General features: G+C 49.4%; 15 protein-coding genes. 8 read left to right on the top strand and 7 right to left on the bottom strand.

Annotation, left to right across the window (positions count from 1 at the left end):
- Positions 1 to 53 precede the first annotated feature (53 nt).
- Positions 54 to 500, bottom strand: a complete 447-nt coding sequence (locus N3Z11_RS04035; protein WP_260655869.1) for a hypothetical protein — start codon at positions 498 to 500, stop codon at positions 54 to 56.
- 199 nt (positions 501 to 699) lie between these two features.
- The gene (gene ampC, locus N3Z11_RS04030; RefSeq protein ID WP_260655868.1) at positions 700 to 1,920 is read right to left on the bottom strand and encodes a class C beta-lactamase; all 1,221 of its coding nucleotides are present in this window, start codon (positions 1,918 to 1,920) and stop codon (positions 700 to 702) included.
- A gap of 141 nt (positions 1,921 to 2,061) precedes the next feature.
- Between ampC and ampR the strand changes: the two genes are divergently transcribed.
- From ampR to N3Z11_RS04015, 3 genes are all read left to right on the top strand, one after another.
- Complete coding sequence (gene ampR, locus N3Z11_RS04025) at positions 2,062 to 2,946, top strand: LysR family transcriptional regulator AmpR (protein WP_260655867.1); 885 nt, start codon at positions 2,062 to 2,064, stop codon at positions 2,944 to 2,946.
- A gap of 175 nt (positions 2,947 to 3,121) precedes the next feature.
- Entirely contained in the window at positions 3,122 to 3,895 is a 774-nt protein-coding gene (locus N3Z11_RS04020; RefSeq protein ID WP_260655866.1) for a hypothetical protein, read from the top strand.
- A 234-nt stretch (positions 3,896 to 4,129) separates the two neighbouring features.
- Positions 4,130 to 7,462, top strand: coding sequence for a TIM-barrel domain-containing protein (locus N3Z11_RS04015; RefSeq protein WP_260655865.1), 3,333 nt, complete (start codon positions 4,130 to 4,132; stop codon positions 7,460 to 7,462).
- Positions 7,463 to 7,564: 102 nt separating this feature from the next.
- Here N3Z11_RS04015 and N3Z11_RS04010 read toward each other — a convergent pair whose 3' ends face one another.
- Positions 7,565 to 8,326: a substrate-binding periplasmic protein gene (locus tag N3Z11_RS04010; protein ID WP_260655864.1), complete on the bottom strand. Its 762-nt coding sequence runs from the start codon at positions 8,324 to 8,326 to the stop codon at positions 7,565 to 7,567.
- A 226-nt stretch (positions 8,327 to 8,552) separates the two neighbouring features.
- Between N3Z11_RS04010 and N3Z11_RS04005 the strand changes: the two genes are divergently transcribed.
- On the top strand, positions 8,553 to 8,780 hold the full coding sequence (locus tag N3Z11_RS04005) for a DUF2789 domain-containing protein (RefSeq protein WP_260655863.1): 228 nt from the start codon (positions 8,553 to 8,555) through the stop codon (positions 8,778 to 8,780).
- 13 nt (positions 8,781 to 8,793) lie between these two features.
- Here N3Z11_RS04005 and N3Z11_RS04000 read toward each other — a convergent pair whose 3' ends face one another.
- Positions 8,794 to 10,107 carry a hypothetical protein gene (locus tag N3Z11_RS04000; RefSeq protein WP_260655862.1) on the bottom strand — a complete coding sequence of 438 codons (1,314 nt, stop codon included), beginning with the start codon at positions 10,105 to 10,107 and terminating at the stop codon, positions 8,794 to 8,796.
- A 265-nt stretch (positions 10,108 to 10,372) separates the two neighbouring features.
- Between N3Z11_RS04000 and N3Z11_RS03995 the strand changes: the two genes are divergently transcribed.
- Both N3Z11_RS03995 and N3Z11_RS03990 read left to right on the top strand, forming a co-directional pair.
- Positions 10,373 to 12,469: a GGDEF domain-containing protein gene (locus N3Z11_RS03995; protein WP_260655861.1), complete on the top strand. Its 2,097-nt coding sequence runs from the start codon at positions 10,373 to 10,375 to the stop codon at positions 12,467 to 12,469.
- A gap of 89 nt (positions 12,470 to 12,558) precedes the next feature.
- Entirely contained in the window at positions 12,559 to 12,993 is a 435-nt protein-coding gene (locus tag N3Z11_RS03990; protein WP_260655860.1) for a VOC family protein, read from the top strand.
- Positions 12,994 to 13,084: 91 nt separating this feature from the next.
- Here the strand turns inward: N3Z11_RS03990 and tdh are convergent, their stop codons facing one another.
- The 3 genes from tdh to N3Z11_RS03975 all read right to left on the bottom strand — a co-directional run bounded on the left by tdh (position 13,085) and on the right by N3Z11_RS03975 (position 16,212).
- On the bottom strand, positions 13,085 to 14,110 hold the full coding sequence (tdh, locus tag N3Z11_RS03985; RefSeq protein ID WP_260655859.1) for an L-threonine 3-dehydrogenase: 1,026 nt from the start codon (positions 14,108 to 14,110) through the stop codon (positions 13,085 to 13,087).
- Positions 14,111 to 14,119: 9 nt separating this feature from the next.
- Positions 14,120 to 15,316, bottom strand: a complete 1,197-nt coding sequence (locus tag N3Z11_RS03980; RefSeq protein ID WP_260655858.1) for a glycine C-acetyltransferase — start codon at positions 15,314 to 15,316, stop codon at positions 14,120 to 14,122.
- A gap of 233 nt (positions 15,317 to 15,549) precedes the next feature.
- Positions 15,550 to 16,212, bottom strand: a complete 663-nt coding sequence (locus tag N3Z11_RS03975) for a TetR/AcrR family transcriptional regulator (RefSeq protein WP_260655857.1) — start codon at positions 16,210 to 16,212, stop codon at positions 15,550 to 15,552.
- A 137-nt stretch (positions 16,213 to 16,349) separates the two neighbouring features.
- Here N3Z11_RS03975 and coaD point away from each other — a divergent pair, with 137 nt between their 5' ends.
- Together coaD and N3Z11_RS03965 are read left to right on the top strand one after the other, a co-directional pair.
- Entirely contained in the window at positions 16,350 to 16,832 is a 483-nt protein-coding gene (coaD, locus tag N3Z11_RS03970) for a pantetheine-phosphate adenylyltransferase (RefSeq protein WP_260655856.1), read from the top strand.
- Positions 16,829 to 18,250 (top strand): capsule assembly Wzi family protein, encoded by a 1,422-nt coding sequence (locus tag N3Z11_RS03965; protein WP_260655855.1) that lies wholly within the window; start codon positions 16,829 to 16,831, stop codon positions 18,248 to 18,250. The genes coaD and N3Z11_RS03965 overlap by 4 nt, the downstream gene beginning before the upstream one ends.
- Positions 18,251 to 18,272: the final 22 nt, after the last annotated feature.

The following is an 18,272-nucleotide window of genomic DNA, read 5'->3' as shown; positions in this document are numbered from 1 at the left end:
CAACAGCAGGGCGCAAGCTCACGCCAAAGCATCAAAGGCAGCTGCCTGCTGCATTATTGCCCGGATTGAACGGGCAAAGTGCCTAACTGATAAGTCGCGGTGATATTGGCATTGGCCGACCAGACCGGATCGGCCTGTATCAATGCACCACGGTTTTGGCTGGCAACATTCAGCTGTAAACGCTCTTTATCGATGCTTTGCCAGGTTATTTTAATTCCAAGCTGTTCCGGGTGGCCTTCGGTGACAAACAAATTACCAGGGCCATCCGCCAGCATGCCGTCTTTGGCCAGAATGGAAATATTGCTGCTAAAACCGGGGGCATTATTGCAACTGCGGACAAATACCACAGCTTTAAATTGATCATCAGGTGAAGCAAGCTGCGCTGTGATGCCATTAGTGCAGGATGCTGTGGTGGCCGCAAACATCCAGGCGACCAGCGCGCCCAGGATCACAACAGGCGCAACGGCAAACAACCCAATATCTCTGACAACCTTTTGCATGTGTTTTCCTTTAAATCAAACGCAAAAACGGCGCCATTACATGCCAGCTCAGGCGCAAAAGCAAGCAGCAACCCCCTTTAGCAACAGACAAAATACCAAACCTGACAATGCAACAACCCCATAAAAAACCCCGTGATGCCATGCAACATAACGGGGCTTTTGCACAGAACATCACACCTCAGGCTTTAAAACGGCCCTGCTACTGCAAGCCTTCTAAAATCTGGTAAGCCAGCTTTACCCTCAGTGCATTGGGATAACGTTTGTTGCTAAGCAGCACAATGCCAACCTGGCGCGACGGAATAAAAGCGGCGTAAGCACCAAAACCGCCGGTGGCGCCGGTTTTATGTATCCAGTGGCTTGTTTTACCAACAGTTTTTCCGGTTGTTGTGTCAGCAGCAGGCTGCTTCATTAAACTGGCAGGGCTGCCACTAACAAAGCCTGGATCTGTCATCGCTTCCAGCGCTTGCAGCTGCAGCGGGTAGTCGAGCATTTCCCAGCCCAGGCCCTGATACATCTGACCGGCTTTGGCATAAGGCTGCTGCGAACTGACAAGAGCGGCTTTTAGCAGCGGCGCTTCGACCTGCTGCGGCTGCATGTTGGTTTGCACCCAGCTGGCAACATCGCGCACACTGGCTTTTACACCACCGGCTTCGTCCCACAGTACACCTTTACCAATCCGCACCGGTTTCCCTTCATCATACCCCCAGGCATAGTGCGACTGCGCTGTTGCAGGTACCTGCAAATAGGTGCTGTTTAACTGTAATGTGGCGGTTAACTGACTAAATTCATCAGTATACTTGTGACCACCGGCGGCCACGGCTAAATGGGCAAACAAACCAATACTAGTGTTGGCATAAACCCGCTGTGTGCCAGGAGCATACGCCGGCTGCCACGTTTGGTAATACTGCAGCAAACTGGCTTCGTCAGTCACTTCCTTTGGGAAATGCATGGGCAGGCCGCCTGCGGTGTAAGTGGCCAGATGTTGCATATTGATGTTTTGCCATGGTTTTGCCGTCAGCGCCGGCCAGTGGGTTGCAACACTATCCGTCAGTTTGATATCACCCCGCTGCAGCGCCATAGCTCCAATAACACCGGCAAAGGTTTTGCTGATCGAACCCAGCTCAAACAGCGTGTCAGGTGTCACGGCAATATGATTGCTGATGTCGGCCTTACCAAAGCTGTAATAAAAAGTTTTGCCCTGCCACAGCACGGCCACCGCCATACCCGGGATTTGTTGTTGCTGCATCAGCTGCTGAACTTCGTTGCCAACAGCCGCTTTTAACGCAGCTTCACTCGAAATTTTCTGCTGAATGCCGTGATGAGTTGCGCCGTTTTGTGCCAGCGCCGGTACTGAGCTGAACAGCGTTAAGGCCAGCGCCGCTTTGAGCGACCAGGCCACTTGGGTTGTGAATAAATGCATCAATGTTCCTTTGCAAACGAGAGGGTTATGTCAAAGTGCCGGGCCCGCACTTCACTAGCTTGCCTGAGTTGACTTCGCCGGACAAAAGGTTAATTTGTATAGCAGCTGTTAGAAAAACTTACAGAAGTTGCAGGAAGCCGCATGACCCGTCGTTATATCCCATTAAAATCTTTGCGCGCTTTTGAAGCTGCAGCCCGGCATTTAAGTTTTACCCATGCCGCTATAGAACTGAATGTCACCCATTCGGCTGTGAGTCAGCAGGTAAAACTGTTGGAGGATCAGCTACATTGCCCATTATTTTTGCGGATCCCACGTGGCCTGATGCTCACGCCTGAAGGTGAAGCGCTGCTGCCAGTATTAAATGAATCTTTTGACCGTATTGCCCAGCTGTTAGATTATTTTGCCAGTCGCAAAGTGCAGGAAAAACTGCACATTGGGGTGGTTGGCACCTTTGCCACTGGCTTTTTGTTGCCACGTTTAGCGGCCTTTTATCAAAAATTCCCCCATATCGAACTGCAAATTTCCACCAATAACAACAGGGTGGATCTGGCCGCCGAAGGGCTGGATTACGCCATTCGTTTTGGCAGTGGCGCCTGGCATGGCACTGCGGCCATGTATTTATGTGACAGTCCACTGACGCCTTTATGCACACCTGAACTGGCGGCCAACATCAGCCAACCGGCTGACTTACTGAACTTTATGCTGCTGCGCTCTTACCGGCGCGACGAATGGGCGGCCTGGTTACAACAAGCCGGCGGGCCTGTGCTTCCACCCACCCATCCGGTGATGGTATTTGATTCCAGCGTCACTATGCTGGAAGCCGCTCAAAGTGGCATTGGCATTGCGATAGCGCCGGCACGGATGTTCGGCCATTTGCTGCAAAATGGCAGAATTCAACGGCCTTTTAGCACAGAAATTAGCTTGGGCAGTTATTGGTTAACCCGGCTGCAATCCCGGCCGGAAACAGGTGCTATGCGTGAATTTGCCCAGTGGTTAAGCGCTGAACTTATTGAAAATGCGCTGTGATAAGCGCGATAACCTGTGCGACAGAGCCCAAATCACGATCTTAGCGCTAAGATGGCGCAGCAGGCTGCAGGAATTCCGATCACCAGGCTGCGGCGGTTTTTCTGAAAAACACCGGAACTTCATCATGCAGCCTTAGTCTGTATCTGCATCATTTTCATCAGTTTTAAGCCTGCCTTTGTTGTATTCCCGTTTATCTGTTGCCATTGCACTTTCTTTGCTGCTGCATCTGTTATTGCTGGCGCTGTTGTTATTGCAGCCCGCGCCTGTGCCGGCAAAAAACACCGCGAAGTCAGCACCTTTGACAGTACAAATTATCAACAGGCCAAAGCCCAAAGCAGCAGTCGCAAACAGCAGCAAGGAAAACATCAAGGCGCAGGCAACAACCACAGGCACAACAGCTGCGGAAAATAACAAAACAAACCACAGCGCTGCGGCTGCGCCAATTAAAAAGACCGCAGTGCCTAAAAATAACAACACCACAAAAACTGCAGCAACTGCTGTTACAGCGCCCAAAGCAAAGATTGCCCGGCAGCAAAACTCACAACAAAAAACGGAGCCAGCCAAGCTGCAGCCAGACACAGCAGAGGCGGCAACTGTAACTCCCGGCCTTGCCGATAGGATTTTAGCCACAGTGGCGACCCAACAGCAGCAAAGGGCAACTGAACTCAGTAGTGCCGAAATTCAGGCGCTGCAGCAAAAAGCGCTACCGGATAAAGCAATTTCGGTGACTCGCAGTGGGCCTAAACCCGCTTATGCCGCCGCTAATGTGCTGGAAGTGATGAAAGATGGCAGTTTTATCGAAAAAATCGGCGATTATTGTTATCAGGCCAAAGATGGCGCCGACCTGCGCCGTGATATTGCCAGTATGAAACCCGTCAGCTGCGGCGATGATGCCGATGCGGCTTTGTATCAGAGCATTATGGATAAAGTGGGCAACCACAAACCTTAACAACAGCTTTTATCACGCCGCCCACCTGGGTAAAAAACCAGCTGTGGTGAAAAACCCCACTGCCGCACTTGTCTGACCAAATAAAAAACCTACTGTGTTAAGGTCAATCCGCTGCAGCGCTTTGTTACCACCGCAACACTCCACGACCAACAACTGTGTTATTGCGCTTAGCCTCCTTGTGATGGCTTGGCTTTTCAGGCAGCATTTTTCGCATATTCATCATGAGGTTATCACATGCGCCTTCCTTTTTTCCGTGCAGCTCTGGCCAGCGCCCTGACCTGCTGCTTTGCCAGCTCAGTGTTGGCTGCTCCTGTGGGGAATCTGACGTCTATCCGGGCCAGCAATAATCAACTGGATATCACTACAGATCAGCAGGTGCTGCTGCAAATCCAGCTGCTGCAGGACGATTTGTTCCGCCTTCAGGCCGGCTTAAACGGCAAGCTGAGCGAACCCGGCAACAAAGCAGCCGCTATTGTGTTGCCACAAACGCCAACCCAGGTTGAATTTCAGCTAAGCGACAAGGGCGACTATCAGTTATTACAAACAGAAAAATTTGCACTGCGCATTTACGCCAAACCGCTGAAATTTGCGCTTTATCAAGCCGACAACCAACAGCTGATTATGCAGGAGCTGCAGCCGCTGGAGCTTGGCAAAGAACAAAGTTTTCAGACTTTGAGCACAGATCCGGCCGAGCGTTTTTTTGGTGGTGGTCAGCAAAACGGTGCCTTTGAATTTAAAGGCAAAACCATGGAAATTTCGTATTCAGGTGGTTGGGAAGAAGGCGACAGACCAAGTCCGGCGCCTTTTTATATGTCGAGCCAAGGTTATGGCGTGCTGCGTAACAGCTGGGCCAACGGCAGTTATGATTTTCGCTCCAGCGACTATATTCAGCTCAGCCATAACGAAGCCCGCTTTGACGCTTATTATTTTGTCGGCCAATCCATCAAAGAGGTACTCGCCGATTACACTGCACTAACAGGCCGCGCCCGCCTTATTCCACGCTGGGCTTTTGAATATGGTGACGCCGACTGTTACAACGACGGTGACAATATTAAAAAACCGGGCACAGTACCGGATGGCTGGAGTGATGGCCCAACCGGCACCACACCAGATGTGATTGAAACAGTTGCTAAAAAATACCGTGAACACGACATGCCGGGCGGCTGGATTTTACCCAACGACGGTTATGGTTGTGGTTACACCGATTTACCCAAAGTAGTAGCTGGCCTTGCCAAATATGGCTTTAAAACCGGCCTCTGGACTGAAAACGGTGTGGATAAAATAGCCTGGGAAGTGGGCACTGCAGGTTCACGTGCGCAAAAACTGGATGTGGCCTGGACAGGTCAGGGTTATCAGTTTGCGCTGGACGCCAATAAAGCGGCGGCTGACGGCATCTTCAATAACTCAGATTCCAGGCCATTTTTATGGACGGTGATGGGCTGGGCCGGTATTCAGCGTTACGCCGTGACCTGGACAGGAGACCAATCCGCCAGCTGGGACTATATCCGCTGGCATATCCCTACCCTGATAGGCTCTGGTTTATCCGGTCAGGCTTATGCCACAGGTGATGTCGACGCTATTTTTGGCGGTAGCTCCGAAACCTATACCCGTGATTTACAGTGGAAAGCCTTTACCCCTGTGCTGATGGGCATGTCGGGCTGGGCCAAAGCGGCGCGTAAACATCCCTGGTGGTATGACGAGCCGTACCGCAGCATCAACCGCGATTATCTGAAGTTAAAAATGCGGTTAACCCCTTATATGTACAGCACGGCTTATCAGGCCGAAACCACAGGCGCGCCTATAGTGCGGGGCCTGATGTGGGATTATGCAAAGGATAAAACTGCGCTAGCCGAAACCCATAAGTACCAGTTTTTGCTGGGTAAAGATTTACTGATAGCGCCGGTGTACCGCTCGATGGCAGCGACTAAAGGCTGGCGTACCGATGTGTATTTACCACAAGGTCAATGGATTGATTATTGGGATGGCCGGGTGGTGGATGCACCAGCTGATGGCATCAGCCTGGATTACAAAGTCGATTTAAAAACCATCCCGGTCTTTGTCCGTGCCGGGGCTATTTTGCCGATGTACCCTGCGGCTTTATATGACGGTGAAAAACCAAAAGATGAGCTGACTTTGGATATTTATCCTTATGGCCAAAGCAGTTATCTGATGTATGAGGACGATGGCAATACGCGCCAGTATCAGCAGGGCAAATTTAGCCAGCAAGAATTTAAAGTGACAGCACCAGAAGGGAAAGCCGGCGATATCAGCGTCACTATTGGCGCTGTAACTGGCGAATACCAGGGCCAGGAACTTGCGCGGGTGTATCAGCTGCACATTCACAGCAGAGTCAAACCAGAGCAGGTGAAACTGGCAGGCCAGAACTTAACAGCGTTAAAAGACCAGGCGGCTTTTGAAAAAGCCAACAGCGGCTGGCTTTTCAGCCCGGAAAAATACGGTGTTATTCTGGTAAAAACACCAAAAACCTCCATCCGGCAAACGTTGCAATTTGATATCAGCATTAACAGCGCTTTGGCACTTACGCCAACAGCGGGTTATCCCAAAGCACCAGAGCTGGGTAACGCCATCGCCGCCGACAGTTTGCTGGTATTAAACCGTCCGGCGGAAGAGCCAGGCCATGTGCTGGAAAATGCTTTTGACGACAACCCAACCAGCTGGTTTCGTACCAAAAGAGATCAGGCGCTGAAAACCGGCGCCCATGAATTTACCCTGGCACTGGGGGAGCGCCGAATGGTGAATGGTTTTGAAATAGCCCCCCGAAATGACCAGCACTGGAAATATGGTCAGGTGCGTGATTATGAAGTCTATATTGCCGACAACAACGGTGAATGGGGCGAGCCGGCGCACACAGGCCAGCTGAAACTGTCGGACAAACTGCAAAAAGTGGAGTTTGCGGCCAAAGCCGGTACTTTATTCCGGTTTCGGGTGTTAAGCACTCAGGATCAGGCCCCAGATGGCACAGCGCTTGATCCTATGGTGACAGCAGCAGATGCCACAGCACAGTCTGACCCAGCGAACACCACAGTGGCCAAAGCTTTTAATGCATTGCTACCGAAACAAGTGACCCCTATTACTATTTCGGAATTTAAAGTGCTGGAGCAGCCTTTACCAAAAGCAGAGCGCCAGCAGCTGTATTTATCGGATGTTGATGCTGTGGTGAGTCAACACAAAATCAACCTTACAGCGCCGATGCAAATGAATGGCCTGAAATTTCGTCAGGGTTTTACTGTGGCAGGTGAAAGCAGGTTTGATTATCAGCTCGCCGGGCACTGGCAATTATTCCGCGCTGATGTCGGCATTAACGACAGCTGCCGCCAGCATGGCTCTGTGCAATTCCAGATTTATGGCGACAACAAACTGCTATTTGACTCAGGCACCATCAAAGCGCCCGCAGTAGTAAAACCTGAGCTGGATATCCGTGGCATCAAACTGCTGAGCCTGCGCACAGTAGCCGGCAGCAACAAAGTGTGCGCCAACTGGGCCAATGCTTCACTGATTGGTTTTGCCGGCGATAAAGCCGGTAATCTTGGCCACAAGGCGCTATAACAAGCTGACAGTTGTGCTGCGCTCGTCCTTTACCAGGTTGAGGCAATCGCAGATAAAACTAACCCGGCTAAAGCCGGGTTAGTTTTATCAACAATCCACTATTTAACTCACCGGACACAGCGCCTGTACACTGGACTGGTCGCTGATCAGATACCTTTGCTGCAGCTGCTGATACTCAGGACTTTGCCAGAACTGCTGTAATGCCTGATTAAAAGCATCGGCCAGTTTTTTGTCGCGAAAAGCCACCCGGTAATAACTGGGGGTAAATAACGGGTGCACCTGCACCTGTTGTGGCGGATCAATTTTATCGTGATGGTAATAAAAAATATTAATGTCCATCACTACCGCCTGTACCCGCATTTTATGTAAAGACTCTACCTGAGTGCGCTGCTCAATAGTTTCACGGTATTTAAAAGACTGTTTGGCCATATCGCGGAATTCATCGCCCAAAGCAGCACTGGCATTCTGAAAAGCCAGTACGGACAGATTGTTGAGATCGGAAATCTGATCGATCACCAACTGCTGCACTTCCAGGCTCACCACCACATTTTGATAACGGATATAAGGGCAGGAATAATAAAGACCGGGTTCATTGGCTTTTAGCGGCTGCAAAGTCGCCATATCCCCAATATTTTGCTGCAATAAACTTTGAATACGTTTATTGGGCACATGGGTAAATTCTGCGGTAGCCCCCATCCGCTTGACCAAAGCACGCAGCAGCTCAATTTCGTAACCATCGGCAGTTTCAATCTGAATATAAGGGGGTTTGTTCATGCCCACCAACACCTGCAGCGCTTGGGCTGACAGGCTAAATACAGGGCAAGCACAGAACATCAGCAAAATGACAACAAAGCGGTTTCGCATAATGCCAGTTCCAGAAATCACAGCAATAACTGAGCATAGCTGGCAATTGCCACAAATGCCGAATGGCACAACGGATAATTTAGCAAAGTTGCAACAAAGGCTTCAGCATGCGTCCCGGGCAAAAGCTCGCTGCACTGCTCTATACTGCAATAACAGGGGGCTGCACTACGCCAGCACCCGACTGTAGCAGTTAAGCAGCAGAGTCCACCATCTGAGGAGCCTTGCCATGAACAGCAGTTACCATTCTTTCAGCCAGTTGTTTGACCAACTGGGCCTTCGCAGTGACAGCAGCAGTATTGAAAAATTTATCAAAGAGCACAGACTGGATGCCGATCAGGCGTTATCTAAAGCCAGTTTCTGGACGCCAGCCCAGGCAGCATTTTTGCGGGAAAGCTATCAGCAGGATGCCGACTGGGTGGAAGTGATAGACCAACTGAACCAGCGGCTGCGTTAAGCGGCCGCCGGTTTTATTCGGTTTTAATCTGATACAGCGGTAAGGCGCTCAGCCGTCTGTCAATTTCCTGCACCATTTGCCGATATACCTCAGAATCCACTGACTGATAGCGCTGCTCAAATAATTGCTGGGATAATCCTTCAGGTAAACGGGCTTTGCTGGGGAAAATTTCTGCTTCTTCGCGCTGCCGCTGAAAAAATTGCTGTACCGCGATGGCAGAGGCAGTTGAAGCTGTAGCAAGACGGGCAAAACGCACACCGGCTCTGTCGGCCAACAAATCAACAAAACTAAAACCGCTGCCGCCTTTAATCGAATCCAGTAACTCTTTGGCCTCGCCCACTGTATTACTGACATTGTGGCTGGTCAGCAAATGAATGGCCGCCGAATAAATAAAATGCTGTTGCAGATCAGGCCGGCGCGCCAGCGTGACACGCGGCGCTTTCACGCCACTGGGCCTTTTGACTTCATTGACCAGCAACTGCAAATTCTGCCCACCCAACAACTGCGCCAGCGCCAACAAAGCACTCTGATTCTCACGCGCAGCCACTGACGGATCTGCCGCACTGCGAATTGCCGCTTGCTGAAATAAGATTTGCAGATAACTAACCAGACTAGCGCTACCCTGTTGTTGTCCGGCATGCGCAAGGGCAATCTGATAATAAAATTCAATATCGGCACGCTGCTGTGGTGAGCTGAATAAATCGCGGTATACCGACAAACCAGACTCTTTCAGCTTTTGTAAATTCCAGCCGCTGGGCTTATTCAGCTCAACTTTAACTTCATTTTCTTCAAACTGTACCGAACGCACCATGGCCAATAATTCAGCACCAGTGCCAGCGCCCCACATTTGATCGGCCGCCGAACCCACCAGAGTTAAAGCAGCACCACCAGGCAGCGTCAGCATGCCAATTTTCACTTTATCTATCTGCAAAGGGCCGCTGGATGGGCTGATTTGTACAGTTGCATTCAGATAATACTGTTGCCCCAGCAACCGCACCGGTACTGTCATTAAGCTGGTTAAACCTGAAGCTGTCACCTCTGCCTGGCCCTGAAAACCGGGTAAAGTGCGACTGGCCAGATGAAAAGCGGAATTGAGTTCGTCAGCATTGGCGGCAATCACCCAGGGAGTGCCATCCGGATTTTTTATCGACTGATTGAGGTTATTCAATAGTTGTTTGCTGTGGCGCACAGTGTCGGCGTTCATCTGGCCGGACAGAGTTAATAAAGGCACAGGGTCCAGCAACAACCAGCCGGCAAAACACAGAGTGGTGAGCAGCACCAACAACAATGTCAGCAATTGCCGGAATAAATGATGCACAGCTTTCATCAGTGCTGCCAAGTCTCAATCAAATGAAAGTGGTTATCTTACCAGAAGCTTTTCTATCTGCGACAAGCTTTTATCAACATCCTTAGCGACAAAACCTTGTATGAAGATTCACTAATATTTTTTGAAGTTTACTGCTCTATCAGTTATTTTATGCGCAGAATGTCTTAAATTTCACCGGCACTGTGAATGACAGCCCTGTTTTGGTTCTGGCTGCTAAGCTTGTCGCAATAACTACTATAAAACTGCCAAGTGAAAGAGATCCCTGATGAATGTAGTTGGTTCCCTGCTCTACCTTATTAATTACAGCCACATCCTGCGCCAAACGGCCATGCTGTTTTTGTTGCTGGGCAGCTTTGCTGTAGCCGCAGCAGTAGAACTGGACACTGAGCTCGAGCAACAACTTGATCAATATCTGCAGAAATCAACTCAGGATCAAGATGAAGCCGGGCAATTTTTACTGGCACTGGAAAAAGACGTTTCCGCCTTAACGCCGCTCAATAGCAGAGTGCGTTATTACGTGTACAAAGTGTCGGAACAACACAGATTAAAAGACAAAAAAGGTGTTGATGAAACCCTGGAACTACTACAGGAACTGGCTCAAATCACTCAGGATCCTGATGTTTTGGCTGAAATTAACGCCGAAATGCTGGTGCAATATTGGGATAAAGGTGAATTTGGCAAAGCCATTAGCTATCTGGAACCAACCCTGCTCTATGCCCAGCAAGCCACTCAGAGCCGGGTACGTTATTATGCTTTTAACCTTGCGGGCAATTTTGAGAGCTGGCGTGGTAAATATGATCAGGCGCTGCAAGCTTACCATGCCGCTTATGACTCAATAGCAAAAGACGAACACCCCAGAACTACTTTTCGCCGGATGAATCTGGCATTGCGGATGTCGAATCTGCAATCCAGTCTGAAAAATTTTGAAAAATCCAACCAAATGGCAGAGGAAGTGCTGCCACAAGCACTGCAAAACCCTGAGTTAGAAGGCTTTTTACCGGATATTTATATCCAGCTGGCTTTTAATCTGGTCGAGCTACAGGATTTGGATGGAGCCGCCAAAGCCAATCTGGAAGCGCTGAAATGGGCGAAAAAACGCAATATGATTTATGCCGAAATCACGGCACTAAATAATTTGGGCGATATCGCCTTGCGCCAGCGCAAACTGCCAGAAGCACGGCAATATTTTGAACAAACCCTGAGATTTGGCATAGAGCAAAAAAACAAGGCAACCGAAGATTTAGCCCGTTTTAATCTGGGTTATGTTCAGGTGCAGGAAGGGCAATTTGCCGACGGCCTGAGCGCGATGCAAAACGTAGTGGATTTATCCAAAGAAGCCGGCGCCCAGTCAGAAACTCTGGAATACCTGGCTGAGCTGGCCGACGCTTTCCAGCTGGCTGGCATGCACCAACAAGAAGCCAAAACCCTGCGTGAACATGCCGCCCTTGCCAAAGAAATTTTTCAGCAGGAACGTGAACGCCAGATCAATCAGCTGCAGGAAGAATTTTCCGCCAAAGAAAAAAGCAAAGAAATTGCCGGCTTAAAACAACAGAACCAACTCAAAGCAGTGGAAATTGAACGGCAAAAACTACAACAGGATGTCACCTTACTGATTGGTGTGGTGGTCATTCTGGCGGCCATTTTATTGTATTTGTTGTATCGCAAGGTGCAAACTGCCAATCAGAAGCTCAAAGAAGCCAATGATCAGCTGGCATATCAGTCATTACGCGACCCTTTAACAGGTTTGTTTAACCGCCGTTCTTTCCAGGAGCAAATGGACAAACGTCAGCGTCAGGTGGAAAGGCGCCAGCTTGCCGCCTTAACCACTGATGGTTTTATTCTGCTGGATGTCGACTTTTTTAAACATGTGAACGATCACTTTGGCCATGCCGCCGGTGACGCAGTGCTGGTTGAAATTGCCAACAGATTATCCAAACTGACCCGCAATGACGACATGGTGCTGCGCTGGGGTGGTGAAGAATTTCTGATTTTATTACGCCGGGTGGATATTAAATCTTTGGCCGCTTTTACCCAACGGGTGCTTGATACCATCGGCAACACGCCTGTGACTTTTGGTGAACATCAAATTCGCGTCACAGCGTCGGCCGGTTTTTTAACTTATCCTTTTGCCAACCTGAATGAACAGACCATGGGCTGGGCCAAAGCACTGCAGCTGGCTGATATGGCGTTGTATCTGGGCAAAGTACATGGCCGCAACCGCGCATATGGCCTGGTACAGCTGAATAAACCTTATGCCGATATTGCCACCCAGCTGGAAACCGATTTATCGGAAGCTATTAAAGAAGGCAGTGTGGATGTGGCTTTGGTAGAAGGACCGCATAAAAATAACGCCGACAGCTAAAATTCTGCCTTTGAACAGCTGCGTTTTGCCAACAACGCAGCCAGCTCACTACACTACCGGATACAACAAGGCTGACGGAGTGCGGCTTGATGTTTCAAATCACCCAACTTGATCACCTGGTACTCAGGGTACAAAACCTGCAGTTGATGCTGCAGTTTTACCAACAGGCGCTGGGTTGCACGTTGGAACGAAGCCTGCCAGAGCTTGGCTTATATCAGCTCAGAGCCGGGCAACAACTGATTGATTTAATTAGTGTGGATGGCAAGCTAGGCAAAGAAGGTGGCCAAGCGCCTGGCACTGAAGGCCATAATCTGGCGCACTTTTGTTTATTGATTAGCCCATTTGAACCTGCTGAGTTACAACAACATTTTGCCCGGTTTGCTATTGATATCGAAGCGCCTGAAGTCCGTTATGGCGCCACTGGTTTTGGTCCTTCGGTGTATGTGCGCGACCCACAAGGCAATATCATAGAACTTAAAGCGGCTTTGACTGAGCCTGTGACATCAGAAACAACACAAATGTAAAAAGCAGCATTGCTTGCGACAAAAGTAAAAAAGCAGCCTTGCGGCTGCTTTTGCATTTTGAGCTTGAGCTGCGTTATAAAAAACGTTGCTGTTATGCCCAGTTTAAAACCACTTTACCAGACTGGCCTGAACACATAATGTCAAAGCCTTGCTGGAAGTCTGCCACTGGCATTTCGTGGGTGATGATCGGGCTTAAATCTAAACCTGACTGAATTAAGCTGGCCATTTTGTACCAGGTTTCAAACATTTCGCGACCATAAATGCCTTTGATCACCAGGCCTTTAAAAATCACTTTGTTCCAGTCCACCGCCATATCTGATGGTGGAATACCCAGCATGGCAATTTTACCGCCATGATTCATGGTATCCAGCATTAAGCGGAAGGCTGAAGGCACGCCAGACATTTCCAGGCCCACGTCAAAACCTTCAGTCATGCCAAGCTCAAGCATCACAGTTTTTAAGTCTTCTTTGCTGACATCCACTGCACGGGTGGCACCCATTTTTTTGGCAAGTTCTAACCGGAACGGGTTCACGTCAGTGATCACCACATGACGGGCACCAACATGGCGCGCTACAGCAGCAGCCATTATGCCGATGGGGCCGGCACCGCTGATCAGCACGTCTTCACCCACTAAATCAAAAGATAAAGCTGTGTGTACTGCATTGCCAAAAGGGTCAAAAATAGCAGCGATGCTGTCAGGGATATTGTCCGGAATTTTAAAAACGTTAAAAGCCGGGATCACCAGATATTCAGCAAAACTGCCCTGACGGTTGACGCCAACCCCAATAGTGTTGCGGCATAAATGCACCCGGCCGGCGCGGCAGTTACGGCAATGGCCACAGACTAAATGACCTTCACCTGAAACCCGGTCGCCGATTGCAAAACCACGCACTTCCGAGCCCATACCAACCACTTCACCAACATATTCGTGCCCCACCACCATACCGTGTGGAATAGTGTTTTGCGCCCACTCATCCCACTTATAGATATGCACGTCGGTGCCACAAATGGCGGTTTTTTTAATTTTAATCAGCACATCATTAGGGCCAACCTCAGGCATTGGCACTTCGGTTTGCCAAATGCCCAGTTCTGCTTTTAACTTTGCTAATGCTTTCATGCTGTTACCTCAGGCAATCACGCCCATATCTTTACCAATACGGATAAAAGCGTTGATGGCTTTATCCAGCTGTTCTTTTGTATGTGCCGCCGAAATCTGGGTGCGAATACGCGCCTGACCTTTTGGCACCACAGGGAAAGAGAATCCCACCACATAAATGCCTTGTTCCAGCATACGGCGGGCAAACTCTGACGCCACTTTGGCATCACCCAGCATTACCGGAATAATGGCGTGGTCTTTACCGGCCAGCGTAAAGCCCGCTGCCGACATTTTTTCCCGGAAATATGCAGCGTTATCCCACAGCTTAGCGCGCAGTTCGTCACCTTGCGCCAGCATGTCCAGCACTTTAATCGAAGCAGTGACAATAGAAGGGGCCAGGCTGTTCGAAAATAAATACGGCCTTGAGCGCTGACGCAGCCACTCAATCACTTCTTTTTTGCCTGAAGTGTAACCGCCTGAGGCACCACCTAAAGCTTTGCCTAAAGTACCGGTGATAATGTCAACGCGGTCTAGCACGTTGCAATATTCGTGGGTGCCGCGGCCTTTTTTACCCACAAAACCAACAGCATGGCTGTCATCAACCATCACAATGGCGTTGTATTTGTCGGCTAAATCACAAATGGATTTTAAGTCGGCAATGACGCCGTCCATTGAAAACACACCGTCGGTGGCAATTAACTTATAACGGGCACCGTCGGCATCGGCTTGTTTCAGCTGAGCTTCTAATTCGGCCATATCGTTATTGGCATAACGGTAACGTTTGGCTTTACATAACCGCACACCGTCAATAATAGAAGCGTGGTTTAAGGCGTCAGAAATCACCGCATCTTCAGCGCCTAAAATGGTTTCAAATAAACCACCGTTGGCATCAAAACAGCTGGAATACAAAATGGTATCTTCGGTGCCTAAAAATTCACTGATTTTCGCTTCGAGTTGTTTGTGAATGTCCTGGGTACCGCAGATAAAACGTACTGAAGCCACACCAAAACCATGGCTGTCGAGGCCATGCTGCGCCGCTTCAATCAGTTCTTTGGAATTGGCTAAGCCTAAGTAGTTGTTTGCACAGAAGTTTAACACCTGCTGGCCAGCAACTGTCACGTCTGAAAATTGTTGTGAAGTAATAATACGTTCGGCTTTGTATAAACCTTCGGCTTTTACATCATCAATTTGTTGTTGGATATGAGTAAGGAAAGAGGTCGTTCGCATAAGCCCTCCTGTAGGGGGTTGAGGCTGTCAGAAAAAACGCCGCCATTGTAATAGTGAAAGCATTGTTTTGCTGCCTTTATTTCAGACAATGCTGAATTTTTGTCAAAGGTCGGAGCAGCAGGCAAAGCTGCTGCTGAGAAAAGCGGAAGTCTGGATGGGAAAACGGGAAAAACACCAAACTTCAGGTCAGCCATCGCCAGCTAAACCTGAAGTTGCGCTATTAACGAACCCTATCAAGCTAACAGCGGGTGCCCCGCCAGCTGCTGATAATGAGCCTGCAATTTATCGATGCGCGGCATGGCCTGGGCTGTGGCATAAGGTTTAAATAACAACAGAATTTTCAGCACGCCCTGATAAGCCTGTTGTTGATCAATAGCCGCATGCGGCGCCTGGGTTTTTAAATAACTGATCCAAAAAGTCACCACCAGCTTGATGGTATGGGCAAAATTCGGCACATCAGCGTCATCAATAGCAATGACATCGGCATTTTTCAGTGCATTCAGCACCGAAATTACTTTATTCAGCACACCTTTTTGTACCTGCAGATAATCCTGCTGCAACGCATCGTCGCGGCTTAAAATGTCCGGTAAGTTGGCGTAAAAAAAGTGAAAACGCCACATCAGTTCAAACACCACATCCAGATACTGCGCCAAAGCATCTAAAGCTTCGGAAGGCCGGCTTGGCGGTTGTAATCTGCTGTCGAGTAACTTGGCATATTCTTTAAAAATATGCCGCACTATGTCTTCTTTGTTCCTGAAGTGGTAATACAAATTCCCCGGGCTGATGCCAAGATGAGCCGCAATATGATTGGTGGTGACCTGCCGTTCGCCCTGTTGATTAAACAGTTCAATACTGGCCTGCAGAATTTTATCTTTGGTGCGTAGCTTCTTGTCCATATCCGGCATGGGCTTATTTTTTTTGGAATTATTTTGATATAGTAACGCCAAACCGATGAAAAACTCTAGTCGCAGCCTGCTGGCAATCACAGCAAGTCACAGGCAACAGCTCCCAGCCATAGGACTCAACTCATCTGATGAAGACAAAAGCGATTTACCCTGGCACTTTTGATCCACTGACCAATGGCCATGCCGATTTAGTGATCCGAGCCGCGAGATTGTTTGATGAAGTGATTCTGGCCGTGGCGTCCAACCCGAGCAAACAGCCGATGTTTAGCTTAAGTGAGCGGGTGGCACTGGCCGAAGAGGCCTTTAAAGCTTATCCCAATGTGAAAGTGCTGGGGTTTTCCGGTTTATTGGCGCAGTTTGCCAAAGACCATCAGGCACAAATTTTATTAAGAGGGGTGCGGGCTGTCGCCGATTTTGAATATGAATTTCAGCTCGCCAGCATGAACCGCCAGCTGAATCCGGATCTGGACAGTTTGTTTATGACGCCTTCGGAAAAAAATATGTTTATCTCCTCCACTCTGGTGAAAGAAGTGGCCAAACATGGCGGTGATGTATCCCGTTTTGTGCCACCCCATGTCGACCAGGCACTGAAGGCTAAATTACAACCATGAAAAAACTTGTTGTTGCCTGTGCTCTGGCTTTATCCGGCACTGCCAGTGCCACGCCCTGGCTGGATACCTCAGATAATAGCCTGCGCCAGAGTTTACAAACGCTGGCCCAGGCCGGTGTACTGACAGGTCCGGTGAATACCTACCCTATTATGTGGAAAAACATCGCCATTGATTTAAATCAGCTGGATATCAATACCTTAAGTCCAGAGCTTAGATTCGCAGCTTTGCATCTGAGTGCTGCTTTGGCGGCAAACCGTGCCCGGCAAACCAATGGACTAAAACTCAAACTGAATTCAGCACCGAGCCCGGCGCAAAATTTTGGCGAAGATTATTTTGAAAAAGCCGCAGCCACATTTTTCAGTGAATATCAGGACGATCGCTGGGCTGGCCGGTTGCAGGTGAGTCTGCGCCGTACCGAAGATAGCAGCCCTGAAGATAGCAGCGACAAACAAAACACCGTGTATGACGGTAGTTACCTGGCTGCCATTATGGGCAACTGGGTGTTGTCTTTTGATCAAAACTCACAGTGGTGGGGTCCTGGCCAGCAAAGCAGTTTATTGCTGAGCAATAATGCCCGCCCTCTGCCTGCTGTGCGGTTAAGCCGTCATAGCTGGCGTGCCGATGAACGGCCTTGGCTGAACTGGCTTGGCCCCTGGAGCATCAGCACCTTTGTGGGCCGCGGTCAGCACAATAGCAGCATCGCCAATGTAAAATATTGGGGTGGTCGTGCCACAGTGCGCCCCATCAACGCGCTGGAACTTGGTGTTAGCCGCACTGTGCAATGGGGTGGCGAAGGCCAGAGTAATTCATTCAGCACTATGTGGGATCTGATTAGCTACGACAGGAGAGACGAAATTCAGGCCGATCAACGCGCGGCACTGGATTTGAGTTATCATCTGAACAGCTTTGGCCTGCCGCTGACCTTGTACGCGGAAATTGCCGATGATGACAATAGCTCAGGTTTACCCGATAAAGCGCTGCAACTTTATGGTGTCCGTACTTTTTGGGGTGAAGCACAAGCGCTGCACAGCCTGAATCTGGAATACAGCGACAGTTATCTGCAATGTGAAGACAGCCTGGAGCCTGGTAACTGTGCTTATCAGGGCACCTTTTACCCTGAAGGTTACCGCCGTTATGGCCGGGTCATTGGCAGTGGTTATGGCGCGGACGCCAAAGTACTGAGCTCAGGTTATTTATATCAGTTGCCGGACGGCCAGAACTGGTCGGCACAACTGGCGTATGCCACCTATTATCAGGGCATTAACAGCGACAGTAGCTGGCAGTTAAAACTGCAACATCAAAGACCGTTATTCAGCGGTTTATTGCAGTTACAAAGCCGGTTTTTGCAGAAGTCGCCGCTGCGGCCAGAACAGGATAAAAGCCTGAGTCTGACAGCAAGCTGGGAATATCGTTATTAATTTGCCAGGTTAAAGCCTGGCA

The organism is Rheinheimera sp. 4Y26 (assembly GCF_025245835.1).
Taxonomy (GTDB): Bacteria; Pseudomonadota; Gammaproteobacteria; order Enterobacterales; family Alteromonadaceae; genus Pararheinheimera.
Note: the sequence above shows the minus strand (reverse complement) of the source record. Positions and strands in the feature narration are given on the sequence as shown.

Excerpts from the sequence above, each read along its gene's own strand:
- N3Z11_RS04035 (WP_260655869.1), bottom strand. The coding sequence starts at position 500 with ATGCAAAAGGTTGTCAGAGATATTGGGTTGTTTGCCGTTGCGCCTGTT.
- ampC (WP_260655868.1), bottom strand. The coding sequence starts at position 1,920 with ATGCATTTATTCACAACCCAAGTGGCCTGGTCGCTCAAAGCGGCGCTG.
- ampR (WP_260655867.1), top strand. The coding sequence starts at position 2,062 with ATGACCCGTCGTTATATCCCATTAAAATCTTTGCGCGCTTTTGAAGCT.
- N3Z11_RS04015 (WP_260655865.1), top strand. The coding sequence starts at position 4,130 with ATGCGCCTTCCTTTTTTCCGTGCAGCTCTGGCCAGCGCCCTGACCTGC.
- N3Z11_RS04010 (WP_260655864.1), bottom strand. The coding sequence starts at position 8,326 with ATGCGAAACCGCTTTGTTGTCATTTTGCTGATGTTCTGTGCTTGCCCT.
- N3Z11_RS04005 (WP_260655863.1), top strand. The coding sequence starts at position 8,553 with ATGAACAGCAGTTACCATTCTTTCAGCCAGTTGTTTGACCAACTGGGC.
- N3Z11_RS04000 (WP_260655862.1), bottom strand. The coding sequence starts at position 10,107 with ATGAAAGCTGTGCATCATTTATTCCGGCAATTGCTGACATTGTTGTTG.
- N3Z11_RS03995 (WP_260655861.1), top strand. The coding sequence starts at position 10,373 with ATGAATGTAGTTGGTTCCCTGCTCTACCTTATTAATTACAGCCACATC.
- N3Z11_RS03990 (WP_260655860.1), top strand. The coding sequence starts at position 12,559 with ATGTTTCAAATCACCCAACTTGATCACCTGGTACTCAGGGTACAAAAC.
- tdh (WP_260655859.1), bottom strand. The coding sequence starts at position 14,110 with ATGAAAGCATTAGCAAAGTTAAAAGCAGAACTGGGCATTTGGCAAACC.
- N3Z11_RS03980 (WP_260655858.1), bottom strand. The coding sequence starts at position 15,316 with ATGCGAACGACCTCTTTCCTTACTCATATCCAACAACAAATTGATGAT.
- N3Z11_RS03975 (WP_260655857.1), bottom strand. The coding sequence starts at position 16,212 with ATGGACAAGAAGCTACGCACCAAAGATAAAATTCTGCAGGCCAGTATT.
- coaD (WP_260655856.1), top strand. The coding sequence starts at position 16,350 with ATGAAGACAAAAGCGATTTACCCTGGCACTTTTGATCCACTGACCAAT.
- N3Z11_RS03965 (WP_260655855.1), top strand. The coding sequence starts at position 16,829 with ATGAAAAAACTTGTTGTTGCCTGTGCTCTGGCTTTATCCGGCACTGCC.